Annotated in this window: 25 protein-coding genes; all 25 read left to right on the top strand. The window is 35.7% G+C overall.

Annotated elements, in window-relative coordinates:
- Nucleotides 1-131 precede the first annotated feature (131 nt).
- The gene (locus ROY99_04385) at nucleotides 132-287 is read left to right on the top strand and encodes a hypothetical protein (protein ID MDT3695606.1); all 156 of its coding nucleotides are present in this window, start codon (nucleotides 132-134) and stop codon (nucleotides 285-287) included.
- On the top strand, nucleotides 280-708 hold the full coding sequence (locus ROY99_04390; protein MDT3695607.1) for an SRPBCC domain-containing protein: 429 nt from the start codon (nucleotides 280-282) through the stop codon (nucleotides 706-708). Before ROY99_04385 ends, ROY99_04390 begins: the two co-directional genes overlap by 8 nt.
- 192 nt (nucleotides 709-900) lie before the next feature.
- Nucleotides 901-1,419: a shikimate kinase gene (locus tag ROY99_04395; GenBank protein ID MDT3695608.1), complete on the top strand. Its 519-nt coding sequence runs from the start codon at nucleotides 901-903 to the stop codon at nucleotides 1,417-1,419.
- Nucleotides 1,420-1,933: 514 nt separating this feature from the next.
- Nucleotides 1,934-3,037, top strand: a complete 1,104-nt coding sequence (locus ROY99_04400; protein MDT3695609.1) for an ImmA/IrrE family metallo-endopeptidase — start codon at nucleotides 1,934-1,936, stop codon at nucleotides 3,035-3,037.
- Complete coding sequence (locus ROY99_04405; protein MDT3695610.1) at nucleotides 3,034-3,603, top strand: DUF4411 family protein; 570 nt, start codon at nucleotides 3,034-3,036, stop codon at nucleotides 3,601-3,603. The genes ROY99_04400 and ROY99_04405 overlap by 4 nt, the downstream gene beginning before the upstream one ends.
- 765 nt (nucleotides 3,604-4,368) lie before the next feature.
- A complete protein-coding gene (locus ROY99_04410; protein MDT3695611.1) occupies nucleotides 4,369-4,677 on the top strand; it encodes a helix-turn-helix transcriptional regulator in 309 nt (102 codons plus the stop codon).
- Nucleotides 4,667-6,253 carry an N-6 DNA methylase gene (locus tag ROY99_04415; GenBank protein MDT3695612.1) on the top strand — a complete coding sequence of 529 codons (1,587 nt, stop codon included), beginning with the start codon at nucleotides 4,667-4,669 and terminating at the stop codon, nucleotides 6,251-6,253. The genes ROY99_04410 and ROY99_04415 overlap by 11 nt, the downstream gene beginning before the upstream one ends.
- Entirely contained in the window at nucleotides 6,250-7,185 is a 936-nt protein-coding gene (locus ROY99_04420; protein ID MDT3695613.1) for a BsuBI/PstI family type II restriction endonuclease, read from the top strand. The genes ROY99_04415 and ROY99_04420 overlap by 4 nt, the downstream gene beginning before the upstream one ends.
- 31 nt (nucleotides 7,186-7,216) lie before the next feature.
- Entirely contained in the window at nucleotides 7,217-7,702 is a 486-nt protein-coding gene (locus tag ROY99_04425; protein MDT3695614.1) for a TIR domain-containing protein, read from the top strand.
- The gene (locus ROY99_04430) at nucleotides 7,703-8,377 is read left to right on the top strand and encodes a TIR domain-containing protein (protein MDT3695615.1); all 675 of its coding nucleotides are present in this window, start codon (nucleotides 7,703-7,705) and stop codon (nucleotides 8,375-8,377) included.
- Nucleotides 8,378-8,559: 182 nt separating this feature from the next.
- Entirely contained in the window at nucleotides 8,560-8,940 is a 381-nt protein-coding gene (locus ROY99_04435; GenBank protein MDT3695616.1) for a hypothetical protein, read from the top strand.
- A 406-nt stretch (nucleotides 8,941-9,346) separates the two neighbouring features.
- The gene (gene map / locus ROY99_04440) at nucleotides 9,347-10,111 is read left to right on the top strand and encodes a type I methionyl aminopeptidase (protein MDT3695617.1); all 765 of its coding nucleotides are present in this window, start codon (nucleotides 9,347-9,349) and stop codon (nucleotides 10,109-10,111) included.
- 403 nt (nucleotides 10,112-10,514) lie between these two features.
- Nucleotides 10,515-11,903 carry an AAA family ATPase gene (locus ROY99_04445; protein ID MDT3695618.1) on the top strand — a complete coding sequence of 463 codons (1,389 nt, stop codon included), beginning with the start codon at nucleotides 10,515-10,517 and terminating at the stop codon, nucleotides 11,901-11,903.
- Nucleotides 11,900-13,273, top strand: coding sequence for a hypothetical protein (locus tag ROY99_04450; protein MDT3695619.1), 1,374 nt, complete (start codon nucleotides 11,900-11,902; stop codon nucleotides 13,271-13,273). The genes ROY99_04445 and ROY99_04450 overlap by 4 nt, the downstream gene beginning before the upstream one ends.
- Nucleotides 13,274-13,502: 229 nt before the next feature.
- A complete protein-coding gene (locus ROY99_04455; protein ID MDT3695620.1) occupies nucleotides 13,503-14,450 on the top strand; it encodes a CPBP family intramembrane glutamic endopeptidase in 948 nt (315 codons plus the stop codon).
- A gap of 440 nt (nucleotides 14,451-14,890) precedes the next feature.
- A complete protein-coding gene (locus tag ROY99_04460; GenBank protein MDT3695621.1) occupies nucleotides 14,891-16,057 on the top strand; it encodes an RES family NAD+ phosphorylase in 1,167 nt (388 codons plus the stop codon).
- Entirely contained in the window at nucleotides 16,038-16,211 is a 174-nt protein-coding gene (locus tag ROY99_04465) for a hypothetical protein (protein MDT3695622.1), read from the top strand. The genes ROY99_04460 and ROY99_04465 overlap by 20 nt, the downstream gene beginning before the upstream one ends.
- Nucleotides 16,212-16,356: 145 nt before the next feature.
- Entirely contained in the window at nucleotides 16,357-17,760 is a 1,404-nt protein-coding gene (locus ROY99_04470; GenBank protein ID MDT3695623.1) for a 3' terminal RNA ribose 2'-O-methyltransferase Hen1, read from the top strand.
- Complete coding sequence (locus tag ROY99_04475) at nucleotides 17,750-20,326, top strand: polynucleotide kinase-phosphatase (protein ID MDT3695624.1); 2,577 nt, start codon at nucleotides 17,750-17,752, stop codon at nucleotides 20,324-20,326. The genes ROY99_04470 and ROY99_04475 overlap by 11 nt, the downstream gene beginning before the upstream one ends.
- 296 nt (nucleotides 20,327-20,622) lie before the next feature.
- Entirely contained in the window at nucleotides 20,623-21,024 is a 402-nt protein-coding gene (locus tag ROY99_04480; GenBank protein ID MDT3695625.1) for a nuclear transport factor 2 family protein, read from the top strand.
- A gap of 234 nt (nucleotides 21,025-21,258) precedes the next feature.
- On the top strand, nucleotides 21,259-21,702 hold the full coding sequence (locus tag ROY99_04485) for a GNAT family N-acetyltransferase (GenBank protein ID MDT3695626.1): 444 nt from the start codon (nucleotides 21,259-21,261) through the stop codon (nucleotides 21,700-21,702).
- An 829-nt stretch (nucleotides 21,703-22,531) separates the two neighbouring features.
- Complete coding sequence (locus ROY99_04490; protein ID MDT3695627.1) at nucleotides 22,532-23,191, top strand: metal-dependent transcriptional regulator; 660 nt, start codon at nucleotides 22,532-22,534, stop codon at nucleotides 23,189-23,191.
- A gap of 8 nt (nucleotides 23,192-23,199) precedes the next feature.
- Nucleotides 23,200-24,228 carry a metal-dependent transcriptional regulator gene (locus ROY99_04495; protein ID MDT3695628.1) on the top strand — a complete coding sequence of 343 codons (1,029 nt, stop codon included), beginning with the start codon at nucleotides 23,200-23,202 and terminating at the stop codon, nucleotides 24,226-24,228.
- Nucleotides 24,225-25,028 (top strand): FeoB small GTPase domain-containing protein, encoded by an 804-nt coding sequence (locus tag ROY99_04500; protein ID MDT3695629.1) that lies wholly within the window; start codon nucleotides 24,225-24,227, stop codon nucleotides 25,026-25,028. The genes ROY99_04495 and ROY99_04500 overlap by 4 nt, the downstream gene beginning before the upstream one ends.
- 99 nt (nucleotides 25,029-25,127) lie before the next feature.
- Entirely contained in the window at nucleotides 25,128-26,552 is a 1,425-nt protein-coding gene (locus tag ROY99_04505; GenBank protein ID MDT3695630.1) for a nucleoside recognition domain-containing protein, read from the top strand.
- Nucleotides 26,553-26,569: the final 17 nt, after the last annotated feature.

The raw sequence follows: 26,569 nt of genomic DNA on the forward strand, positions 1-26,569 counted from the left end.
TGCTCTGAGGTTCTCAGTGTTATAATTTTTTCACTGAGTATCTCATAGAAACAAAGATGGAATTTCACAAGAAACTATTATTGAAGCTTGTTCAGTGTGTCCGGTAAGTGCTCTTCAAGTTAATAACCCGGATGAGAAACAACTGGTTCCTTAACATAAGAAGGAAAATCAAAATTGAGCAACAGCTTTGGGAAACAAAACTAAAGGTAGGTGCAACAACAAGAAATTGTAAAACAACAAATAAACTTTTAAAAACAGCACAACAAACAACACAAAAAGATGAATAAAGAACTGACAATAACAACAAGCATTGAAATAATTGCTGACAAAGCAAAAGTTTGGGACGCTTTGACAAACCCCGAAAAAATAAAAATCTATCTTTTCGGGACGGAAACCTTGACAAGTTGGAAAACGGGAAGCGAAATTATTTTCCAAGGCGAGTATCAAGGACATCAATACAAAGACAAAGGAACAATCCTTGACATCAAGACAAACGAATTTTTGCAATACACTTATTGGAGTGGTTTTTCGGGACTTGAAGACAAACCCGAAAACTATTCAGTAGTAACATACAAACTTGACACAGCAGACAACAAAACTTTGCTGACATTGACACAAGCAGGTTTTGCAAACAAAGAAGCTCAACAACATTCGCAGACAAATTGGACGAACGTTTTACAACAAATAAAACAACTGACAGAAGAATAACCGCAGCTAACATCGTATTGGCAATAGGTGAGCTGAACAGCTTCGTATCAACGGAAATGCTAAATTCAGCTTTTGTTCTTTGTATCAACAGTAGTGCTGAAAATCCCGCCCATCGCCAATACGCGGCACGTTAGCAGTCAGGCTATGACGACACAATAGAAATGATATGACACCAAAGGAAACTCTACAAAAATGAAGCGTAAACAAATTTACCTATTGATTGGTCAAAAAGGGAGTGGGAAATCTTTCATTGGAAACCTTTTTGAAAAAAACTTTGGGATAAAATTCATTCGTGTAGAAGATTGGGCAAAGAGAATTAAGAAAGAAAGGGCTGTTGACAATGAAGAATACTTGATGCAAGTTTTTGACGAAATTGAAAAAGGCGTTAGGAATTGTTCAAAGGAATCAGACAAACTTGTATTTGAATCAACAGGATTAACCCAATATTTTGACAGAATGATACAAAACCTAAGTCGGGATTTCAGAGTAACTACTATTGGAGTTTATGCAGACAGCAAAACCTGTTTGCGCAGAGTAAAATCCAGAGACCAAGATATTCACATCAATGTTTCTGATGATCAAGTCTTTATGATAAATGAAAAAGTGAGACAAAGAAACTATAAATCTGACTTTTTAGTAATTAATGAGAATAAAAGCAAAGAAGAGTTAATCAATGAAGTTGCTAAAATTGTTAGAGCGATTGAAATGTAAATCCCAACTAAAAGTCCGAACCGCTAACAAGGTATTGCCAAAAGCGGGGGTGACGAACTTCTATGAAACTTTTGTGCTTAACCGAACATTAGTTTTTCAAATGAACAGTAGTGCAGAAACGCTCCGCCTTCGGCAATACCCGAAACCGTTATATCTCAATTCATTGATGCCCATCATCCCTCCAAAGGAGTCGCTCGGACAGCTTTTAACAGGCAGAATACCTTAATAATTGCTTAACAGTTTTTATAAATCATCGAATGGATTTTTAATTTTAGATAATTGTGAACTACTAATCTGTGTATAAAGAAGTGTTGTTTACCTGCAGTAAAGTTTCAAAATAAAATTAAAATTATTATAATTGCGGTAAACAATAAGTTGTGGGTAAGTTTAGAAAGACACCCAAACCGACAAAAGAACCGTTTAAAATTGTAAATTTGCCGAACTAACAAATAAAGACTTCTTGAAAGTAGAGCAGAACATATCAAGACTTAAATACCTGCTGACATTGTACAAAATGACAGTAGAAGACTTGCTATTGTCTATAAGTGAAGGACTTAAAAAACCATTAACCAAAGACGACATTTTTTCTAATGAGATAAACGTTAGTCACTTAAAACGAATAGACAAGGTATTTAACAAAGGACTTCACTACTATTTAGACCCAAAATCTCCAGAAGTTTCGAAAGATGCTAGCATATTCTTCAGAAAAAATAGGTTTGGGATAGAACTTAATATTGGTGCAAAAAAAATTGTAAACCAATTCGAAGAATTTAAAATATCGCTTTCAGCGATTTCAAAATTAGCTGAGATAAATATTGACAGGTCTTTGCCAGTCTTTTCAGTACAAGACGATCCTAAAGTTGTTGCAATTAAAATCAGAAAAGAGTTATACCCTGTTTTTAACCCGATGCCAAAAGAGTTTTTACGAGCATTGATTTCAAAATTTGCCGAAAAAAATATTTTGGTTTTTGAGTTTGTAGAAACTTGGAATAAAAAAGAGAAGGCGAATATTGACGGCTTTTTTCTTGCACCAAATGTAATTGTTCTTAAGCGGCAACAATCTTCTTTCAGAAGAGAGATTTTCACTCTTATACACGAGTTAGGACACTACTTGCTTAACGAAGAAGAAATTGAAGAACTTGACATTTCAAACTTCGCCAATAACAAACTTTCAGCCATTGAAAGATGGTGCAACGACTTTGCATACTATTTCTTGGCAGGAGAATACAATAAAGCATTTGAACAAATTGACAAAGTTGACGGAACAAATGACTATCACTTTGAATTGATTGAAAGCATTTCAAAGCATTCACATTTAAGCCAAATTGCATTATTTACAAAACTTCTGTTTCAGAAAAAAATTTCTCAAAGTAACTATAATACAATAAAAGCTGACTTTGACGAGCAATACAGATTACGTCAAGAAAAAGAAAAGAAACAAAAAGAACTTGATAAATTGAAGGGAATTCAAAAAGGTGGCTCAACTCCCAAACCTATGAACTCACCATTGCTAATATCAACCATTCAGACAGCTTTTTATGAAGGTGTAATAAACGAGTATGATGTTTGTAAAATGCTAAATATTTCACCTGATAAATTAGAAAACTATTTACAATGAAAGTAGTAATCGACACAAATTCGCTCTTGTCGTTGGTTCGTTACTACTTACCATTTGACAAAAAAGGAGTTCTATTTCAATTCATTAAATCTAAAATCGAGAACGGTGAAATAATCATTATAGACAAAGTTCTTGATGAATGCACTTATAATTCAAAAGGACTTGTTCTTTCCAAACTACCATATCTAAAGGACAAAACCTTTTTGAAATCTTCAAAAGTTCCTTATAAAACTGACAGCTTACTTGTTCCAAATACAAGACAGTTCTTTCACCAGTTAAATACTGTATTTGTAAACTCGCCAATTAGAAGAAAACTGACAAATGTAGAATTTGAAAATCAAAAGAACTCGTTTATTAAAAGTGCCGATATGAAACAAGTGATTTTGTCTTTGAATATAAAAAATCAAGGCGAGCAGGTGATTATAGTAACAGAAGAAACAGAAAGCAGTAACGATAACAAACTCTTCCAAAAGATACCTGCGATTTGCAAAGTGTTAGAAATTGAAACGATGACTTTGCCTGAATTAATTGCAAAATATGACGGTATTGACATTGACTTCCAATAGAAAACCTACGCACAACAAGGTATTGCCCAAAGCGGGGGTGACGAACTTCTATGAAACTTTTGTGCTTAACCGAACATTAGTTTTTCAAATGAACAGTAGTGCAGAAACGCTCCGCCTTCGGCAATACCCGAAACCGTTATATCTCAATTCATTGATGCCCATCATCCCTCCAAAGGAGTCGCTCGGACAGCTTTTAACAGGCAGAATACCTTAATAATTGCTTAACAGTTTTTATAAATCATCGAATGGATTTTTAATTTTAGATAATTGTGAACTACTAATCTGTGTATAAAGAAGTGTTGTTTACCTGCAGTAAAGTTTCAAAATAAAATTAAAATTATTATAATTGCGGTAAACAATAAGTTAGGCAACATTGCTAAACAGACCGGACAACAAAACGAATGACACATCTGCGGCAGACTATTTCACGGTAATTTGACGCAGAAGACAGAAAAACAAAAGGCCGACCCTTCAGAGATTTTTATTTGATTTTTGCCGACACACAATTTTTTGTCATAGTTTTTGAACCCACGCTTCCTTTAGCATATTTACAGGTTAGTTTTTAAAATGCGTAGGAAAAATTACGCATTTTAAAAACTTGCTCCGCACCACCTGCAAAAGAGCTAAAGCCCACTGCACAATCAAAAACATACGCCAAAAAAATCGCCCACCCGCCAATGAATGACGTTGTTAATAATTATTCTTTGACTGTAATGTACAATTTGTTACTTTTGGACATAAAATGTCAAGTCAAATGGTTTCAAGTTGAAAAATATAGCGGAAATAATCAGAGAACTAAGAGAGCAAAACGGACTATTGCTTCGACAGGTTGCTGCAGAAATAGAAATTGACCAAGCTCTTTTAAGCAAAATTGAACGTGGAGAGCGAATGCCGACAAAAGATCAAGTTATTCGTTTGGCTAAATTTTATAAGGTTGACCCGAATGAATTTTTGATTGCGTTTATAAGCGATAAACTTGTTTACGAATTGCAGGACGAAGAAGTAGCTTTAAAGGCCATGCAAGTAGCCGAGAAGAAAATAAACTATATAGCTAAAAAGAAAAATGGCAAATAAAAAACTCATAGAAAAAATTGCCAATGAGTTGCCGAGCCATTATGCTGACCGGCTTGGGTTGAATTATGCCAAATCTGTTAATCAGGAACACAAGAAAACAAACGGACAGTTTTTTACTCCGATTGAAATAGCCGGACTGATGGGAACATTCGCTGAATCTCGTCAAAGTTCTCTCAGAATACTTGACCCCGGTTGCGGCACAGCTATTCTGACATGCGCATTAATAGAATCACTTGCAGAGAGCAATAAAAAATTGAAGGAGATTGAATTAATAGTATATGAAACCGACAAAGCATTAATTCCATACACAAAAGAATCGATTGATTATTTGAGAAGTTGGTTAAGTGAAAAAAATATTGATTTTAAATCTGCGGTTCATACAAATGATTTCATTCTTGAAAACGCAGATTGCTTAACAGATAATGGCAACTTGTTTTCACAGACAATTGAACCGTTCGATATTATTGTTTCAAATCCTCCTTATTTCAAATTGCCGATTGACGACAAACGGGCGATTGCTGCAAAAGCAGTTGTTAACGGCCACCCAAATATCTACGCTATTTTTATGGCAATTTCCGCGAGATTACTGAAAGAAAACGGCCAACTAATATTTATTACACCGAGAAGCTACGCTTCCGGGAGTTACTTCAAATTATTTCGTGGGTATTTTTTCAAGATAATTGAAATTGATAAAGTGCATTTGTTTGTTTCCAGAAAGGACACGTTCAACAGAGATAAGGTATTACAGGAAACAGTAATCATAAAAGGCACGCGAAAGGAAAAAACAAATCCGAAGCACAAAGTAAATGTTTATTCATCACATGGGTTAAAAGATATTGATTCTCCAATAATCAAATCTTTCACACAAAAGGAATTGATTGATCTCAATTCAAATGAAAAAATATTGTACCTACCCACAAGCGATTCAGATGAAGTGATTTTGAATGTTTTTAAAAATTGGAATGGAAACTTGAATAAATACAATATTCAGATTTCAACCGGCCCTGTCGTTGCGTTCAGATCAAAAGAGTATTTACATGACACATATCAAAACGGAACAGTATTTTTAGCTCCACTCTTTTGGCTACATAACGTAAAGCAAATGGTCTTGGAATGGCCGATGCCAAAGCCCGAAAAAGGACAATATGTAAGAATACAGGATGAATCAAAGTCTATTCTCATTCCAAATAAAAACTACGTTCTATTGAGGCGCTTCAGTGCTAAGGATGATAAAAGCAGATTGGTCGCAGCTCCGTACTTTTGCAATTTCATTGAAGCAGAATATATCGGGGTAGAAAACAAGGTAAATTACATCTATCGTCCGAAAGGTCATTTGGAACGAAACGAGGTAATTGGGCTTTGTGCTTTATTAAACAGCAGTTTATTCGATTCGTATTTCAGAATTTTTAATGGAAATGTAAATGTGAGTGCAACAGAACTCAGGGAAATTCCACTTCCACCGCTCGAAATGATCAAAGAGATTGGCAACAGCATTATTCTTTCCAATGATTTTTCGGTAGATAACGCCAACAAAATAGTAAGTGAACAATTTGAATTTACACCAGCAATAATATGAGCAAACTTGACGAAGCAAAAAAGATACTCAAAGAATTAGGGCTGCCAACAGCGCAGCAAAATGAAATATCTGCATATACATTGTTGGCACTCTGCGGTATTAAGCCACGTGATAGTTGGAGTAAGGCTACTCGTAAAAGTTTAAAGGTTACCAAAGGAATTATGGCGTTTGTCCTTGATGTTCACAAAAAAGAGTACGCTCCAAATACAAGAGAAACATTTCGCAGACAGGTTTTACATCAATTTGTTCAGGCACGAATTGCTGACTATAATCCCGACAATCCAAAACTCCCTGTAAATAGCCCGAATGCTCATTATGCTATTACTAATGAAGCTCTGGAAGCCATTCAAGCCTTTGGAACAAAGAACTGGAAAAAAGCTGTTGAGAGATTTAAAGCAGAAGCCGGAGAATTGGCGAAGCGATATAAAAAAGAAAGAAAACAAAACCTGATTCCCGTAAAACTTAGTAACGGCAAGACTATTAAACTTTCATCAGGAAAACACAATGAAGTTCAAGCTGCCATCGTACATAATTTTGCAGCAAGGTTCGCTAATGGCGGATCGGTTCTTTATTTGGGAGATACAGCGAAAAAAGATTTGTTCGTGGATGAAAAGAAGTTGAAAGAATTAGGAATACCGATTGACCAGCACAGTAAACTGCCAGACGTTGTGATTTATGATGAGAAGAAAAATTGGTTGTTCTTGATTGAAGCGGTTACTTCACATGGGCCGGTTTCTCCGAAACGACTTGTTGAGCTGGAAGAATTTCTGAAAGACTGTAAAGCCGGGAAGATTTATGTAACAGCATTTCCCGATTTCACCGAATTTAAAAAACACTCCAATAATATTGCCTGGGAAACGGAAGTATGGCTGGCTGATACGCCAGACCATATGATTCATTTCAATGGCGATAGATTTATGGGGCCAAGGTAGAATTTAAGAACAATAAAAACAATTAAAGGGTATGTGGCCAGTATTAATAGGATTAGGGATAGGGGCGTTAATAGCAAGTGCTTTTTCAGATGAAGAAGAACCTCCTAAAAAAAGAAGGAGAGGCACAACCCGTAGGACAAAGAAGAAGATCTTTATCAGTTTTGCAATTGAAGACAAGAAGTACAGAGATTTTCTTGTTTCACAAGCTAAGAATGAAAGAACTCCATTTTCTTTTGTTGACATGTCGGTAAAAGAACCCTGGACACAAAAAATTTGGAAAGAGAAGTGTAGAGAAAAAATTCAGAAGTGTGATGGAATGATTGTCTTGCTAAGTAAAAATACGTGGCATTCAAGTGGCTCAAGATGGGAAATAACCTGTGCGAAAGAGGAAGGCGTTCCGGTTATTGGAATGCATATAAAGAAAAATGATAAAGGTGCGAAGCCGCCCGAACTTAACGGAAAGAAAGTAATTGAATGGTCATGGGATAATTTGGATGAAACAATTAGCAAATTTTAAATGAGATTATTTATCTGCAATAGGAATACTGACAAAATAGCAACAGAGAACGTCATCAAAGATTTGTTCGCTGTGTCAGAAAATTCTATAGCAATTCTTCAAGAAACTGAACACGTTGAAAATTGGAAAACTCTTGTAGAAAAGAAAATGCAAGAATCGGATTTTATTGTTTTCGTAATTGGAGCCGATACTTTTGCAAGTGATCAAGTCAAGTGGGAATATGCAAAAGCGAAAAGCTTGAATAAGCAGATTGTAGGTATTAAACTCTCGACAGCATCAAAAGAATCAATATTATTCTGCCAAGGGTTTCAAGTATTTGAAAAGGTTGAACAGTGTTTTAAATTCCTTTCAAAAACATTTGAAGACGATAGAAAACTGAAATTCGAGCAATATAAAATGATGGTAAGCTCAACAGAGAAGGTGACTGAGAGCAGAATGAAAGTTAATAACCTGTTTTTTACAATTACGTCCTCCATCCTCTCGGTTGGATTTGTTTTGGGTAAAACATTCGGATTTACTATTGCAGCTACAATAGGAATGATTGTTTTAACGGCATTATCACTTTTAGTATCATATTTCTGGGAGAAATTAATAGATTCTTACGGCAAGCTCAACACTGGTAAATTCAAAGTGATCGATAAGATTGAAAAACAACTTCTGGACGAACATGTTTGAGGATGAATGGAAAATTCTTACAGAGGAAATAAAGTACGAGCCAAACACAAGAACCGAAACGAAAGTCATAAAATATTTCAGAACATTTATAATAATAGTTGGAATATTTGAATTGCTTTATCTCGGCTATCATCTATATCAGTTAATCCCCAAATGTTATTGTTAATTAAAACCAAATAAATATGGCAAACAAAAGAGTATTCGTTGCATTTGCAATAGAAGATGAAACAACTAAAATCCTATTCACGGGTCAAGCTAAAAACGCAAAGGTTCCTTATGAATTCGTTGACATGTCAGTCAAAGAACCATTTGACGAAAAATGGAAAACAAATTGCAGAACAAGAATTAAAGGCTGTGATGGATTCATTGCATTAGTTTCTAAGAACACTAAAAAAGCAGCGGGTGAATTGTGGGAAATCGATTGTGCTAAAGAAGAAAAAATTAAAATGTTGGGTATTTACATTAAAGAAGCAACTTATGCGGACAAGCCAGACAATATGACTGGTGTAAATTGTAAAGAGTGGACTTGGGACAATGTGAAAGAATTCATAGAATCCCTTTGAATTTTTGTCATACTTTTTGTGCCGACACACATTTAGCACATTTGCCTCCTCGTTCCTGCGGGGCAAAAGAGCTAAGCCAACCCGCAAACAAAAAGATATGCCAAACGCCAACGCACAGTGACAAGAAAAAATCAAATAAAATCTCTCCCACCGCACTTTTAAAGACAGGTGGACAAGAATGTAAAATGACCGAACAGACCAAGCAGGACATAAGCAACGATTGCCTAACAGCGCACTGGCGCAATAGCGGGTGTAGTGCATATATGAACAGTAGTGCAATTAATAAACATGGCGCGTCTAGACAGGTTAGTGTTTCAAAGCCGCTACTGCGCCAGTGCGCAAAGCGTTATGTGTCAGGCAACGAGCGACTGTGCAAACAACAATCGAACAAACTAATTAGACGAATATGTCGATAACAAGACAAGATGAACTTATCGGAATGAAAAAAGCAAGTGAAGCAGTTGCTTTGACTTTGAAGGAAATGCGGAACTATGCTAAACCCGGTATGACAACAAAGCAATTAGACAACTATGGAGCAAAAATTCTGTCATACTTTGGTGCAAAATCAGCACCTTATTTGACCTATGGTTTTCCAGGTTGGACTTGTATTAGCGTTAACAATGAATTTTGCCACGGTATTCCGTCCGAAAGAAGAATATTACAAGAAGGCGATTTAGTGAACATAGATGTTTCAGCAGAACTTAACGGTTTTTGGTCGGACAATGGAGGTTCGTTTGTTCTTGGACAAGACATTAACCAACATCAAAAACTAATAGACGCTTCGCAAGAAATTTTACATAAAGCAATCTATAACATTAAAGGTGGTGTCAAAGTCGCTGACATCGGACACATAATGGAAACGGAAGCAAAGAAGAGGGGATTTAAAGTTATCAAAAACCTTGGAGGGCACGGAGTTGGTGGAAGTTTACACGAACAACCAGACGAGTTAATGAATTATCGAAACCGATTTGACCAAAGACGATTTAAGAAAAATTCAGTAGTAGCAATTGAGACTTTTATTTCAACATCTTCAAATTATGCAATTGAATTAAAAGACGGTTGGACTATGGTTGGTAACAAAGGTGGTTTTATGGCACAACACGAGCATACAATTGTGGTAACTGACGGGAAACCAATAATTCTAACTGAGATGAATGGAATATGGAATTAAAAACTGCCCGAACACATAACACGGGTTTTGCGTCAGGCGGGGTGACGTGCAAACTTGGAGCTTTGTGCTACTATTCAAGTTCAGTGCTGGTTGACAGTTTAGTGCTTCGAAATCCGCCACTGCGCCAAGCGCCAAACCGTTATATCTCAATTCATTGATGCCCATCATCCCTCCAAAGGAGTCGCTCGGACAGCTTTTAACAGGCAGAATACCTTAATAATTGCTTAACAGTTTTTATAAATCATCGAATGGATTTTTAATTTTAGATAATTGTGAACTACTAATCTGTGTATAAAGAAGTGTTGTTTACCTGCAGTAAAGTTTCAAAATAAAATTAAAATTATTATAATTGCGGTAAACAATAAGTTAGCGGTCATTGTAAAACGACAGACAAACAAAGAAAATGAGTATAGAAAACCTTAGACAGTTCATAAAAGAAAAAGCTGAACAATTCGGTGCCAAGACTGACAACGAATTTAATAAACCTTACGTTGAACGCAACAACACTGGACAAGAAGCTTTAAAAGACAACGGAGCATATTTTGGTTTTATTCATCCAGAAGAAGAAGCTTCGGGACCATTTCACGACTTTTCATTAACTATATTTCCAAACGACCAAGATCAACCTTGGTTAGTTTGTTTGGGTATTGGTTCTAGTGGTTTCAAAAATGACTACGAACTTGCAACTTATCCAGGACTTAGACGATTATTTTCAAAGCTGATTGATGAAAGGGGATTTTGTAAATCTGACTTTTCAGACATAGAAACTAGTCTACCAAAATCAATCACTGGCAGTCTAGATTTACAGCACATAAAAAACACAATTAAAACTTACACCAAAGTTTTACCAGCTTGCCAAATTGTTGATGACCCGGAAAGCGAAGAAGGCAAGAAAACAATTGCTGCATTTGTAGCTGGTTACGCAAAGCTTCGAGACTGGCCTTCAAACAAAGACCACCGCAAAGCTATTTCAGAAGCTTTGGAACCTTTCCTTAAAGCAGAGACAATTGATGAAGCAGAAGAAATAAAAAATCTTTTGAACGAAAGAAAATATATTGTACTTCAAGGACCTCCCGGTACTGGGAAAACAAGAACAGCAAAAGAAGTTGCAGAAAAAATTAAAGCCAAAACATTTTTTACCCAGTTCCATGCAGAGACAAGTTTTTCGGATTTTATTTTTGGTATTCGGCCAGACTTAAACAATAAAGAACTTAGATACAAAGAAAATTTGGGGAGTTTTACAGAAGCTTTGAAGTATGCGAAAGACCACGAGAATGAAAAAGTTCTTTTGATAATTGACGAAATAAACAGAGCAAATCTTTCGAATGTTTTAGGCCCTATTTTCTATTTGTTTGAACACAAGATGGACAAATCCAATGTTGAAATTGAAATTTCTACTGGTTTCAAGATTAACAAACTCCCAGATAATTTTTCTGTAATCGCAACTATGAATACAGCTGACAGAAGCTTGGCGGTAGTTGACTTTGCATTGCGTAGACGATTTGCTTGGTATTCATTAAAACCAAAGGCAATTAAATCGAACCAATTTTTCAAAGAGGATTTTGCAAGAATTCAAGAGATATTTGATTGGTATGCTTCAAGCACTGAATTAAACTTACAACCCGGTCAAGGCTACTTCATTGCTGACTCCGAAGAAGAAATGAAAAATCGTATTCGATATGAAATATTCCCACTGGTTAAAGAGTATATTCAAGAAGGACTATTACGAAATGCTAAAGAAGAGTTTAACAACTATTTCTCGACAAGAATAAATCTATCTCTTTTCGAATGACAAAGCCATTAGATGTTTTTTGTGAAATCCCTTGCTTAACTGAACAATCAAAAAAGTTGAGTGGAATTGCTTTACAAAAAAAGTGGTTTAAATCAGCAGATAAAAGAATAATTGGTCAATATCTCCAGAAATTTATAGACTACAACTCCGAGCAATTTAATTTTCTTGGTGTTCAACCTTATATAATTGGCTCAGACCAAAGCACTGCACTAACATTCCGTTCATCTGGTTTCATTGGCTCTATTCCATTAAGAGCTTCTGACACGGGAAAGCAAATCGGTGATTTTGTTGTTATGCCCAGGTTTACCGGACGTGACAGATTTGAGGACTACATCGAAATTCTAAACCTACTTGGAACTGAAATTAGCCCAGAGGTAATTGATAGTTTACCATTAGCATCAGGTAAGAATTTCAGACCACCTTTATATTTGGAGGCCGCAAAATTCATAGCAGTCCTTGAAAAACTGACAATAAGACCTTGGAGAAAGTTTGACAATATTGAAAAGGTTTCAAATCAGCCTACTGGTCAAATTAATTGGACAAAATATATCAATAACGAATATAAGGTAGAAAATAGGTTGAGATTTCCGGCAAGGAAAAATGTTTTAAGTGAGTTCCATACCGAATATTCTGAAATTAGATATGTCTTTGACATTTGTAAAAGTGAACTACTTTCAGCCAATACACCACAGAGAATTAAGAACACTTTGCGCACAAAATTGAGTTTTCTTGAAGAACGTTTATATCATCATAGACCCAAAGTAACCAACAAAATCGCTATCAGGTTCTCCGACAATCCTACTGTGAAAACTTGCAAGGAACAAGCTAATAGAATTTTAAACTTTAACCTTGTAGACAGTACTGCTTGGCGTGTTGACTTTTCAGATGTATTTGAAAAATTCGTTCAATACATTTTCAAAGCAGTTGCTAAAGAGACTGGAGGAAAATTATTTGCAAATTTCAAATTCCACTCGCGAACTTCTAAGCATTATTCGTGGGAACTAAAACACATTGAACCAGACGCTATTTATCAAAAAGATAACTTATTGGTATTCATAGACGCCAAATACAAATCAAACCTTTACAACAAGTTTGACAATAGCGAAGTCCTGAAAGACGACCACAGACACGATTTACACCAAATTATGGCTTATACTTCTTTTAGCAATACAGACTTTAAATATGGATTCCTTTGTTATCCATCGGACCAATTAGAATTGGAAACAATAAAATACAAGAACGTAATTAACGAAGTAAAAAACACAGTTTTAATAATGGGAATTTCATTAAAAAAAGACAGTATCAATGAAGCAAAGCGACTACTGACAAATGAACTTAACGAGCTTGAAAGAAGAACAACGACCCGGTAACACGGGTTTGGCAAAAGTGGCGGTTCAGTGCTCCGCAGACACATTTGTGGTTAATCAAAGTTTGGTTCTCCGCATCAACTTTTGTGGTGTATTGACAGTTTTGTGCTCGGAACCCCGCCCGAACGCAAAGTCCAGAATCGTTAGCTGCAAGCTTAAGTGACAGACTGCTTCACGAAAATATTATTAACTAAATAACGAATGTTTAATTAGACATAAAAGGCAGAAGTTTATGAAATCAGTAGCCCGAAAATATCCTGTTTTAACCTTCTTCACATTATCTGTTCTAATCTCCTGGGCAGGCTGGGTTCCTTATGCTGCTTCAAAATCAGGATTGTTGAATCTAAATATTCCATCCGAAATTATTTGGCTTGCAGAATTTGGACCATCACTTTCTGCAATAATTATTTCGGTATTAATTTATGGAAAGACTGACACTACAAGTTTACTTAAACGCCTTCTGATATGGAAGACAAGTATTAAATGGTATTTCTTTGCTATAGTGGTTACTCCAATTTTAATTTTAGCATCAATTGGAATTGATATTTTATTGTTCAATACAACCTATGACTTTTCGCTATTGAGTCAATGGGATACCAACTTTATTAATCGAACGGAAGCTTTTACTCCTTCAATGGGACTTATTACTCAATTAGTTTCCTTTATGCACACAGGGACTTTTGCAACAGGACTTGTCTTTTTAGTATTAGCTTTAACCAATGGCGGACTTTCGGAAGAGATAGGCTGGCGTGGATTTGCGTTAAGTAAATTTCAGGACAAACCATACAACTTTTTAGTTTCAAGTTTGTTCGTTGCTTTATTATGGGCATTCTGGCACACAGGAACACTATTTTGGCAAACAGTGTTTACATCTACTTTTTCAGAAGGAATTTCATTTGCAGCAGTCTATCTTTTTCAATATCTGTTACTCGTAATTCCTTTGTCAGTGCTATATACGGTTTTATACAATGGGACAAATGGAAGTATTCTTCTTTCAATAATATTACACGCCTCTTACAACATTTCAATTTCCATATTTGCAACAGCTCTTCCAAATTTCCCAATGATAATTTTAGTTGTTTTGCTTTGGATCTTTGCTATTTTACTGACAATTATTTTATGGAAAAAAAGTAAATACAACAAGACATATCCCAATGAAACTAATGAAGCCAGCCGCTAACACGGGTTTACCTTCGGTGCTGCTTCGCGGTTGCGTCAAGCGGGCTGATCCTGTAAAGCGGGACAAGTTGTGCAAACTTGGAGCTTTGTGCTACTATTCAAGTTCAGTGCTGGTTGACAGTTTAGTGCTTCGAAATCCGCCACTGCGCCAAGCGCCAAACCGTTATATCTCAATTCATTGATGCCCATCATCCCTCCAAAGGAGTCGCTCGGACAGCTTTTAACAGGCAGAATACCTTAATAATTGCTTAACAGTTTTTATAAATCATCGAATGGATTTTTAATTTTAGATAATTGTGAACTACTAATCTGTGTATAAAGAAGTGTTGTTTACCTGCAGTAAAGTTGCAAAGTAAAATTAAAATTTTTATTATTGCGGTAAACAATAAGTTGGTGGCAACTCTTAGGCGACAGCACTAACATCAATCAAAACATACAAAAATGGCAGATTTTGAAAAAGCATATAAAACAATAATGGCATTTGAAGGAAACAATCACAGACAAGAAATGGAAGACACCAACATTCTTCTTTGCTCTGACTGTTTTCGTGATGAAGGGCTAAAAATCGATGCTTTCAAAATCGGAATTGACAACAAAGACAAATGCCCAAAGTGCAATTCAACCAACGGACACAAATTGACAAAAGGGTTAGTTCAGGACTTGTGTTATAGATTTTTTGTTAGAGGCACAATTCTTAAACAAGAATATGGTGGTGCACCTTTAATTCAATTTAATCAGCAACACTTCAATAAAACCGATATAGATGTTTCTCCTTGGCTTGTAGACGATGTGAAACTAATTGAACAAGCAGGTGAAATAGGAATGTTTTATTACGGTCCAAGATTTTGGATGCTTGGAGAAGTTGAGCCTTTGAAGTCGCTTCAAAATGAGAACGAACGAAACGAAATAGTTGAAAAAATTCTGACCACATATCCCATTAGAGAACTTACAGACAAAGAATATTTTTATCGGGTAAGAGTAAATCCTAAAATTTCGCACAACTTCAGTGAGTATGACACTGCACCTGATGAGTTTTTAGGTAAAAACAGATTTGACGATATTGGTTTCCCTGTTCTTTATGGCTCTCCTGACTTAGAACTTTGTCTCCACGAATGTCGGACAACAGTTGAAGACAATCTTTTTGTGGCTAAATTAGTGCCGACACATAAACTAAAAGTGCTTGACTTGTCCACATTACTTGATGAGGAAAATATAACGGAATTTGAAAGTATTGACATTGCTATTCATTTTCTGTTTTTGGCAGGCAAACATTCATACAACATTTGCCGACAAATTGCACTCAAAGCAAAGGAGAAAGGTTTTGACGGAATAATTTACCCTTCCTATTTTAGCTACATTAGGACAGGTGCGTTTCCGTTTGAAACCATTTATGGAATATCAATAAGGCGTATTCCTCAATTAAAGGATTACGCACAATCACAAAGCATTCCAAACTTGGCTCTGTTCGGACGACCAGTGAATGAAAAAAAAGTTACAGTTGACTGCATAAATAAGATTGTAATAAATAGAGTTGGTTACGACATTACTTTTGGACCAGCATATCACAAAGCTTATGAAGAAGAATCAGATGAACAAGACAGTAAATAGAAATAGAGCAGCCACCAACAAGGTATTGCCAAAAGCGGGGCTGAACGGCTTCGATTGGACATTTGTGCAAGGTTCAACAGCAGTAATTCTATTGAACTTTTGTGCTAAAAATCCGCCACATCGCCAAGCCGAAAAACGTTATAGCCAATGCTAAAGGACGGACAGACCAAACATAAAATGACAGACGAAATGCCAACCGCACATTCAAGCACATTTGGTTGCCCCAACGCACGGGCGAACGCTTCGCAACCAAAAGAGCTTGAATTTTGCCACCGCACGACAACGATAATATTAACAAAATGATTTTAAACATTACGACCACTCATAAACCAGCGACCGACTTAGGTTATTTGCTACATAAGCATCCCGACAAATTTCAAACTTTGGAATTATCAGTTGGTAAAGCTCATGTGTTCTATCCTGAAAAAAGTGAAGAGAAAACAACTATAAGCGTTTTGCTTGACATTGACCCTATTGACATGGTTCGTGGAGCAAGAAATTTGGGTGGTGACGGCTTTGCTCTTGGACACTATGTAAACGACCGACCTTATGTTGCATCCTCATTTATGAGTGTTGCTTTATCAAAAGCGTTTTCATCTGCAATGAATGGAAAGTGTAAAGACAAACCCGAGTTGGTTGATGTCAAACTTCCATTTGAAGTTACTATTGCGGTTATTCCTGCACCAAAAGGTGGAGAAATATTAATTCGCAAATTCTTTGAGCCGCTTGGCTACAAAGTTGAATTAATAAGACATCAATTAGATTCTAAATTTCCTGAATGGGGCGATAGTAAATATTTCACTTTAAAGTTAAACCATACAATAACCACAAAGGAATTGTTATCTCATCTTTATGTTTTAATTCCAACTTTGGACAACGACAAACATTATTTTGTAAGTGAAAATGAAATTGAAAAACTTTTGCAAAAAGGTGAAGGATGGCTAAAAGAGCATCCTGAGAAAGAACAAATAATTAGGCGTTACTTAATCAATTTAAATTCCTTATCGAGACAAGCCCTTGAAAGATTAAGTGAAGGCGAAGAAATTGGAGACTTAAGCGATGAGTTAGTTGAAAAAACAGAAAAGCAAAAAAGAAAAGAAACATTACACGACAAACGAATAAAACTTGTCGCAGAGAAAATAACCGAATCAGGAGCAGAACGTGTTTTGGATTTAGGTTGTGGAGAAGGAAAATTAATCAGACAATTGATAAAACAAAAACAATTTTCTGAAATAGTTGGAATGGACGTTTCTTACAATGAATTAATTAAAGCCAAGGAACGATTACATTTTGAAGAAATGTCCCCGAAACAAAAAGAAAGAATTAATTTGTTTCAAGGCTCATTAACATACAAAGACCAACGATTGGAAGGATTTGATGCAGCAGCAGTTGTTGAAGTCATTGAACATTTAGACTTAAACAGGTTAAAGGCATTTGAAAGAGTTCTATTCGAATTTGCTAAACCTAAAACTGTTGTCCTGACAACTCCAAATCAAGAGTTCAATGTAATGTGGGACAAATTAGATGCTGAAGAAATGCGACATGATGACCATCGTTTTGAATGGACAAGAAATGAATTCAGAGAATGGTCAAACAAAATTGGAGAAACATATAATTATAAAGTGGAGCTTTTCCCTATCGGAGACGAAGTAGAAAACATAGGAGCTCCTTCACAAATGGCAATATTTACTTATGGAAATTAAAGTACCCGAATTATCGCTTGTTGTTTTAATTGGTGTTTCGGGTTCAGGAAAGAGCAGTTTCGCCAAAAAACATTTTAAACGAACAGAAATATTATCTTCTGATGAATGCCGTGCATTGGTTTCGGATGATGAAAACAGTCAGTCAGCAACAAATGATGCTTTTGATGTTTTGTATTACATCGCTGGCAAACGATTGAAAAGTGGTTTGCTAACAGTTATTGATGCCACAAATGTCCAAAAGGAATCTCGCAAAGGACTAATTGAATTGGGAAGAACATATCATTGTTTGCCTGTTGCTATTGTTCTTGATTTACCTGTAAAAGTTTGTGAAGAAAGAAATCAAAGCAGACCAAACAGAAATTTCGGAGGACATGTAATTCGTCAGCAAAATCAGCAATTAAAGAAATCAATTAGAGGATTAAAGGACGAAGGTTTTAGACAAATATATGTTCTGAAATCACTCGAAGAAGTTGATGCAGTTCTTGAAATCAAAAGAGAGAAACTTTACAACGATAAAAAAGATGAAACGGGTCCATTCGACATCATTGGCGATGTTCACGGATGTTTTGACGAATTGCAAGAACTTCTTTTAAAATTGGGTTATTCAGTAAAGAGAACCGATGAAACTGCAAATAATTTTGGCTTTAGCGTTCTAGCTCCTGAAAACAGAAAAGTAATATTCGTTGGCGATTTGGTTGACCGTGGCCCTGATTCACCAAGTGTTTTGCGTTTGGTAATGAGTATGGTTAATTCAGGTGTTGCTTTTTGTGTTCCTGGCAACCACGACTTGAAATTACAGAAATACTTAAATGGAAAGCAGGTTCAATTAAAGCACGGATTAGAAGTAACAGTTAAACAACTAGAAACTGAAACTGCACAATTCAAATCAACTGTAGAGAAATTTCTTTATGGATTAATCAGTCATTACGTATTTGACAATGGTAAATTGGTTGTTGCTCATGCTGGTCTTAAAGAAGAAATGCAAGGTCGTGGCTCAGGGGCAGTTCGTTCATTCTGTATGTATGGTGAAACAACAGGAGAAATTGATGAATTTGGTTTACCTGTAAGACATAGTTGGGCAAAAGAATATCGTGGGAAAGCAAAAGTTGTTTATGGACATACACCAGTTCCCGAAGCAGAATGGTTAAATAAAACTATTGACATTGATACCGGCTGTGTGTTTGGCGGTAAGTTAACAGCTTTACGTTATCCCGAAGAAGAACTAGTTTCTGTAAAAGCCAAAATGGTTTATTGCGAACCTATACGACCAATCAACTTTAATGAAAATCAAAACAAACTTAGTTCGCAACAAGAGTATGACGATTTATTAAATATTGAAGATGTTATTGGTAAACGTATTGTACAAACAAGACTTAGAAATAACATCACCATTCGAGAAGAAAACTCTATTGCAGCATTGGAAATAATGAACCGATTTGCAATTAACCCGAAATGGTTGATTTATCTTCCACCAACAATGTCGCCTTGTGCGACAAGCGATATTCCTGAATATTTAGAACATCCTGCCCAAGCTTTGAATTACTACAAGAAGCGTGGAATTGAAAAAGTTGTTTGCGAAGAAAAGCACATGGGTTCAAGAGCTGTATTGGTAATTTGTAAAGACGAAGAATCAGGAACAAAACGTTTTGGAGTTCAAAATGAAGGTATCGGAATTTGCTATACAAGAACAGGAAGAAACTTTTTCAACGATGCTGAAATTGAAAAGGAATTTGTTGGAAGAGTAAATCAATGTTTGACCAAAACAAATTTCTGGAAAAAATTCAACACAGACTGGGTTTGTTTAGATGCTGAATTAATGCCTTGGTCTGCAAAAGCACAAGCTTTGCTAAAAGACCAGTATGCAGCAGTCGGTGCAGCCGCTGGTGGAGCTTTGCCTGAAGTTGAAAAGGCTTTACAATTAGCTTTTGACAGAGGAATAAAAGATGCTTTACCTTCTTTGGAAAAATTTGCGGTAAAGAATAATGCGATTTCAAAATATGTAAAAGCATATCAAAACTATTGCTGGACAGTTGACACTATTGACGATTATAAATTAGCTCCGTTTCATATTTTGGCAACCGAAGGACAAGTTCACGTTGACAAAACAAATGAATGGCACATGGAAAATATTGCAAAAATCTGCAAGGGTGACACCAAACTATTTATGGCAACACCGTACAAAATTGTTGACCTTAACGACCAGACAAGCTATGACGAAGCTGTAAACTGGTGGATGGAATTAACTAAAAAAGGCGGAGAAGGAATGGTTGTAAAACCGTTCGACTTTATTTCTACAGGGACAGAAGGACTTTTACAACCTGCTGTGAAATGTAGAGGAAGCGAATATCTAAGAATTATTTACGGACCCGAGTACGACCTGCCTGAAAATATTGAAAGACTAAAAAACCGTGGACTTTCTAGAAAACAATCTTTAGCAATTAGAGAATTTGCTTTAGGCGTTGAAGGACTGGAACGGTTTGTGAAAAAAGAACCATTAAGACGAATACATGAAAGTGTTTTTGGAGTATTAGCATTAGAAAGCGAAGATGTTGACCCACGATTATAAGCCAACCCTTCGCAGTCATACACATTGGCAAGCCATACAATGCATCCGCACTGACCAAAGCTTGCCAAAGAGTATGCCTGCCCAACTGCAGGGTGGAAAAGAAAGCACTGGCTATAACATCGGTTTGGCAAAAGGCGGGGTTTCGTGTTACAAAGACAGTTTTGTGGTTAAACAAACATTAGTTTGCCAAATCAAGTTTTGTGGTAAAAGTCCCGCCCTTCGGGTAGCTGCAAAAACGTTGGGCGTAATTTTATATCTGAAAATCAAATATTCTTAACTTATCAAAATTCCAATAAATGGACGAACCGCATAACAATATTGAAATTGTCAAATCACTTTATGAAGCTTTTGCAGCAAAGGAAATAAACAAAATCTTGGATTTACTGCATGAGAATGTTGAATGGGGAGAACCTGATAACCCTTATAATCCTGCAGGAGGAACAAGACATGGGCACAAAGGGTTTTTAGAATGGATAGCCATCGGAAAAAAAGCAGAAGAAGTTTTGGAGTTGCACTTGGAAAGATTTCTAACTGACAATAACTCTGTTGCAGTTAGTGGACGTATGATATGTAAGGCTCTTAAGACACAAAAAATATACAAATCAGATTTTGTGCATATAGTCGTAATCGAAAATAAAAAAATTAAAAAGTTCCAGGAATATTTTGACACATATATTGCTGGTGAAGCTTTCAAATAAATTCGACAAAAAAACTACGCCCAACATCGTATTGCCAAAAGCGGGCTGAACGGCTTCGTATCAACGGAAGTACTAAACTCAACTTCTGTTCTTCGATTGAACGACTGTACTAAATATCAGCTACTACGCCAAGCCGCATACCACTAAGTAAATGCGGGCGACAACACAGTTAATAAGATGAAAGCAGTTTACTTTAATATTTTTGTATGAGTTTTTTGAGGAAATGAGAAAATTATGAGAATAGAAAAAATTATCCATAACAAGAAGCAATATCTTGACTTATTGCTATTGGCAGACGAGCAAGAGAATATGATTGATAGATATTTGGAAAGTGGCGATATGTTTGCGTTGTATGATAACGACTTGAAGACAGTTTGTGTTGTTGTAGAGATAGACAAAGAAACCTGCGAATTGAAAAACATAGCGACATATAAAAAATATCAGCGTAAAGGATATGCTAAAACATTGATAAAATTCGTCTCAGACTATTACAAAGACAACTATAAAACAATGCTCGTTGGTACAGGTGAAACTCCTGCAATATTGTCATTTTATGAAAGTTTAGGATTTGAGAAATCGCATTTTATCAAGAATTTTTTTACCGATAATTACGATCATCCGATGTTTGAAGACGGAATACAACTGATTGACATGGTTTATCTGAGAAAGAAATTATAAACGCCAGTTACGAACATTTAAGCGATGTAAGACTGAAAATAAAATTAGTTGTAAGATGAATCGAATTAATATTATTGCACTTGGCGTGTGAGATATACAAAAATCCGTAAAGTTTTATCGAGTAGGATTGGGATTTCAAACTAAGGGAATTGAAGATTGTCCGAAAGTTATCATTTTCAACACTTTTGAGACATAGTTTGAATGTATCCACTAGATTTATTAGCACAAGATATTAACGAATCAAATCCACCTAAAATTGCACAAGGTTTTAGTTGAATGACTTTAGCGTTCAATCTGAAAAACAAACAAGAAGTTCACGAAACGATTGAGTTGGCTCGCAAAGCAGGTGCAACTATCGCAAAAGAACCTCAAAAAGTTTTTTGGGGAGGTTACATGCTTATTTTGCCGACTCTGACATCTATTTTGGGGAAGTAGCATATAATCCTATTGTTCCTTTTGACAAAAATGATATTCTGCAAATACGATAAATATGCCAGCGGGTAATTTGCGGTATAGTCGATTGCTGGATTAGTGCGTATTCAAGCTGTTGTAGCCCGTATCAAAAGTAGTTGTAACTTGATAGGAAGGTGCTTCGAACTCGGCAACTAACCATACCAGTACCCGTTAGCGACAGGTATCTGCTGAAAACTCTGATAAAGTATTAAAAAGTAAAAAAATGTTTGAAACATTGATTTGCCACATAAGTTAGAAAATTATTTAAAGAAGGAACTGGTGTGATATAGTTGGAAGGCAGAGTTTTTAACTTTGCCTTTTATATTCACATTTTTCTATTTTAAGCACACTTAAAATAATAATTAGAAGAACTTAAATGGTTAATATCTCTCAGGAAGACTATCTGACGGCAATTTACAGAAACCTTGATAATGACGGTGAAGTTAAACCAAACTTACTGGCTGAAAAGTTGGAAATATCCAATGCAGCAGTTACAGATATGTTAAGAAAACTTTCGCGGGATGGTTTTATTGATTACAAAAAATACAAAAGTATTAAGCTTACTGATGATGGTGAATTTTATGCAAAAAGTATTTTGAGACGCCATAGGTTATGGGAAGTATTTTTGCACAGAACACTTGGTATGAGCTGGGATAAAATTCATGATGAAGCCGAAAAGCTTGAACATGCTTCATCTGATGAGTTGATCAACCTGCTGGAAGAATTTTTAGGCTATCCGGAAATAGATCCACACGGTTATCCTATCCCTGATAAGAGCGGAAAAATTAAAGATTCAAAAACAGTTGTTGCAATTACAGAGTTGGATAAAAACGATTCTGCAAAAGTTGTCCGGGTAAATGACGATGTAAAAAATCTGTTATCCTATATAACCAACATTGGGATCAATCTGGGTAAAGAGATTAAAATAAAAGATAAACTGGGTTTTGACGGTTCGGTACTAATTAAGATTAATAGAAACGATGTAAATCTAAGTAATAAAGTTGCATCAAATATTTTTGTAGAAAAGATTAAATAAGTAAAGACATGAATGAACCAATAACACTTTTAATAATCGGCATTGCAGTAATTATTTTTATTACGATGTTATTTTATCCTGCAAAAGGAATAATTGCAAAAGTCAAACGATCAAAAATTGCAAGTAAAAAAATATTAATAGAAGATGCATTAAAGTATTTATATAACTGCGAATATCATCAGATTGTCTGTACTTTAAACGGTGTTGCAGGTAATCTTTCAATTTCAGCTGATGATGCCACTGATATTATTTCTAAGCTGGAAGCACTTGGATTAGTAAATGCAAAAAAGAACGAATTAGTTTTAACCCCTGACGGAAGATCCTATGCGCTGCGTGTTATTCGTGTTCATCGTTTGTGGGAAAAATATCTTGCCGATGAAACAAGTGTTTCAGAAGATGAATGGCACATTAAAGCTGAAGAGATTGAACATACATTAAGCCCTGAGCAGGCAAATCAGTTGGCAGCACAAATTGGTAATCCTGTTTTCGATCCGCACGGAGATCCAATCCCTTCTGCTAAAGGTGATTTACCTTTAAGAAGAGGTAAACTTCTTACCGAAATGCAGGCAGGTGAGTTCGCAAATATTATTCACATTGAAGATGAGCCTTATGCAATTTATTCACAGATTATTGCCGAAGGATTATATGCTGGTATGCAGATAAGAATGTTATCAATTACAGATAGACGAATTAAATTTATTGCGAACGGAGAAGAATGTGTACTATCACCTTTAATTGCAAAAAATATTACCGTGGGAATTATAAAACTTGAAAAACAAATTGGAGAAAATTTTAAAACACTTTCTTCACTTAAAGTGGGAGAAAAAGGTACAATACTTGGGATAGCCAAGTCTTTGAGAGGTCAGCAAAGAAGAAGATTGATGGACCTCGGTATAGTACCGGGAACAAAAATAGAAGCCGAACTTGAAAGTTTAACAAATGATCCTATTGCTTACAGAGTAAGAGGAACAATTGTAGCTTTACGTAAACAGCAGACTGATAGAATATTTATTGAGAATAATGAGGTTGAAAATTGAATAAGTTAGAAATGAGTAATTGTGCTAATTGTCCTGTGCATAATATGGGCAATCTGAAAAAGCTCGGGATTGATATGAGCAGTTTCGATTTTGTGGTTGCACTTGCAGGAAATCCGAATACCGGTAAAAGCACTGTTTTTAATTACCTTACCGGCTTAAGACAGCATACTGGTAATTGGCCCGGTAAAACGGTTACTAGAGCTGAGGGTGGATTTGAGTTTAATGATAAAAAATTTAAACTAGTTGATCTGCCGGGTACATATTCACTTCTATCTACAAGCACCGATGAAGAAGTTGCACGTGATTTCATTTTATTCGGGCAGCCGGATGTTACAGTTATTGTTGTTGATGCTACAAGATTAGAAAGAAATCTGAATCTTGTTTTACAAATATTGGAAATAACTGATCGTGCAGTATTGTGTCTTAATCTTATGGATGAAGCAAGAAGAAATGGAATTAATATTGATGACAGAACATTAGCCAAAGAACTTGGTATTCCCGTTGTTGTTACTTCGGCTCGGCAGGGTGAGGGTATGAATGAATTGTTAAATATGATTTCTGATGTTGCTTCAGGTAAATATGTTTGTAAACCATACAGGATTAAAAGCAGCTCAAAAGAGCTTAATACTGCGATTGAAAAATTAAGTAATGAAATTGAAAAAGAATTTTCCGGGTTACCAAATCTCCGGTGGGTTGCTTTAAGATTACTTGAAGGAGATCAAAGTATTATGGATGCAATTCGAAATGGCGATTTGGGTAATCTTAAAAGACAAGAACTTGCAAGTATAGAAAATGAATAGAGAATATTTATTACATAACTCCGAATACTCAAAGAAATGCAAAATAAAAGTATTGAGTGATGATGCTGAAAGAACAGCCAAAATATTTTGGAAAACAATATGAATAACGGTGAATTAAGAAAAGAATCGATCTTGGTAACAGCAAATAATTTACGCTGGGAGGTTGGAGATAATCTTCACGATACATTGATGGAATCTATTTATGAAAATGCTACTTCAATTGCTAATAAAGTTGTAGAATATCCGGATAAAAAACAGGCATTTAGTTTTGATAGAACTTTAGACAAAATCTTAACCAGTAAATATCTCGGTTTTCCGATTATGTTTTTAATTTTAGCTGTTGTTTTTTGGATTACAATAGTTGGTGCAAATTATCCTTCTGCTTTAATTTCTTCGGTCCTTGTTGACAGCTTACATCCAATACTCAAAAACTTTACAGATTCATTTATGCCTTGGTGGTTAAGCGGTGTGTTAATTGATGGAGCATATCTTGCTATGGCTTGGGTTGTTAGTGTAATGCTTCCGCCTATGGCTATATTTTTTCCGGTTTACACTTTATTAGAAGACTTTGGATATTTACCCCGTGTTGCATTTAATATGGACCCGCTTTATAAAAAAGTAGGAGCTCACGGAAGACAGGCACTAACTATGGCAATGGGATTTGGATGTAATGCCGCAGGTGTAGTTGCCACAAGAGTAATTGATTCCCCGCGTGAAAGACTGATTGCAATAATTACAAATAATTTTTCATTGTGTAATGGAAGATGGCCGACACAAATACTGATTGCTACAATTTTTATTGGAGCTGCTGCTCCTGCTTATCTGGCTGGAATTGCTTCTGCTGCTGCTGTTGTTTTTATTGCAGTTTTAGGGATTACATTCAGTTTAATTGTTTCATGGGGATTATCAAAAACATTATTAAAAGGCGAGGCATCAGCTTTTAGCCTGGAACTTCCTCCATATCGTCCGCCAAGATTGTTGCAAACACTTTATACTTCTCTTATCGATAGAACAATTTTTGTTTTGTGGAGAGCAGTTGTATTTGCATTGCCAGCAGGAATGGTTATCTGGCTGGTAGCTAATATTACAGTAGATGGAATTTCTCTTGCAGATCATTTTATAAACTGGGTTAACCCGGCTGCTTTTATCTTTGGACTTAACGGAGTAATTATTCTTGCTTATATAATTGCTATTCCTGCCAATGAAATTGTAATACCAACTGTATTAATGCTGACTGTTGCTAACCTTGGTTTAACCAATCTTGGCGGTGGTAGCGGGGTAATGTTTGAGTTAGATTCTGCTGCTGATACTGCACAAATTCTCCACGCCGGCGGTTGGACATTATTAACAGGAATCAATCTGATGCTTTTCAGCTTGCTTCATAATCCTTGCTCAACTACTATCTATACAATTTATAAAGAAACTAAAAGTGTAAAGTGGACTGTTATATCAACCTTTCTCCCAATACTATTAGGATTAACTGTTACTTTCTTTGTTACTCAGTTATGGAGAATATTTTTATAGTTAATTAAAAAATTAAA

The organism is Ignavibacterium sp., from assembly GCA_032027145.1.
Lineage (GTDB): Bacteria > Bacteroidota > Ignavibacteria > Ignavibacteriales > Ignavibacteriaceae > IGN3.

Bases quoted from the DNA above. Each gene is read 5' to 3' on its own strand.
- ROY99_04495 (MDT3695628.1), top strand. From the start codon at position 23,200: ATGAATGAACCAATAACACTTTTAATAATCGGCATTGCAGTAATTATT.
- ROY99_04450 (MDT3695619.1), top strand. From the start codon at position 11,900: ATGACAAAGCCATTAGATGTTTTTTGTGAAATCCCTTGCTTAACTGAA.
- ROY99_04395 (MDT3695608.1), top strand. From the start codon at position 901: ATGAAGCGTAAACAAATTTACCTATTGATTGGTCAAAAAGGGAGTGGG.
- ROY99_04420 (MDT3695613.1), top strand. From the start codon at position 6,250: ATGAGCAAACTTGACGAAGCAAAAAAGATACTCAAAGAATTAGGGCTG.
- ROY99_04415 (MDT3695612.1), top strand. From the start codon at position 4,667: ATGGCAAATAAAAAACTCATAGAAAAAATTGCCAATGAGTTGCCGAGC.
- ROY99_04475 (MDT3695624.1), top strand. From the start codon at position 17,750: ATGGAAATTAAAGTACCCGAATTATCGCTTGTTGTTTTAATTGGTGTT.
- ROY99_04465 (MDT3695622.1), top strand. From the start codon at position 16,038: ATGAACAAGACAGTAAATAGAAATAGAGCAGCCACCAACAAGGTATTG.
- ROY99_04470 (MDT3695623.1), top strand. From the start codon at position 16,357: ATGATTTTAAACATTACGACCACTCATAAACCAGCGACCGACTTAGGT.
- ROY99_04485 (MDT3695626.1), top strand. From the start codon at position 21,259: ATGAGAATAGAAAAAATTATCCATAACAAGAAGCAATATCTTGACTTA.
- ROY99_04425 (MDT3695614.1), top strand. From the start codon at position 7,217: ATGTGGCCAGTATTAATAGGATTAGGGATAGGGGCGTTAATAGCAAGT.
- ROY99_04400 (MDT3695609.1), top strand. From the start codon at position 1,934: ATGACAGTAGAAGACTTGCTATTGTCTATAAGTGAAGGACTTAAAAAA.
- ROY99_04455 (MDT3695620.1), top strand. From the start codon at position 13,503: ATGAAATCAGTAGCCCGAAAATATCCTGTTTTAACCTTCTTCACATTA.
- ROY99_04505 (MDT3695630.1), top strand. From the start codon at position 25,128: ATGAATAACGGTGAATTAAGAAAAGAATCGATCTTGGTAACAGCAAAT.
- ROY99_04490 (MDT3695627.1), top strand. From the start codon at position 22,532: ATGGTTAATATCTCTCAGGAAGACTATCTGACGGCAATTTACAGAAAC.
- ROY99_04445 (MDT3695618.1), top strand. From the start codon at position 10,515: ATGAGTATAGAAAACCTTAGACAGTTCATAAAAGAAAAAGCTGAACAA.
- ROY99_04460 (MDT3695621.1), top strand. From the start codon at position 14,891: ATGGCAGATTTTGAAAAAGCATATAAAACAATAATGGCATTTGAAGGA.
- ROY99_04430 (MDT3695615.1), top strand. From the start codon at position 7,703: ATGAGATTATTTATCTGCAATAGGAATACTGACAAAATAGCAACAGAG.
- ROY99_04390 (MDT3695607.1), top strand. From the start codon at position 280: ATGAATAAAGAACTGACAATAACAACAAGCATTGAAATAATTGCTGAC.
- ROY99_04405 (MDT3695610.1), top strand. From the start codon at position 3,034: ATGAAAGTAGTAATCGACACAAATTCGCTCTTGTCGTTGGTTCGTTAC.
- ROY99_04385 (MDT3695606.1), top strand. From the start codon at position 132: ATGAGAAACAACTGGTTCCTTAACATAAGAAGGAAAATCAAAATTGAG.
- ROY99_04435 (MDT3695616.1), top strand. From the start codon at position 8,560: ATGGCAAACAAAAGAGTATTCGTTGCATTTGCAATAGAAGATGAAACA.
- map (MDT3695617.1), top strand. From the start codon at position 9,347: ATGTCGATAACAAGACAAGATGAACTTATCGGAATGAAAAAAGCAAGT.
- ROY99_04480 (MDT3695625.1), top strand. From the start codon at position 20,623: ATGGACGAACCGCATAACAATATTGAAATTGTCAAATCACTTTATGAA.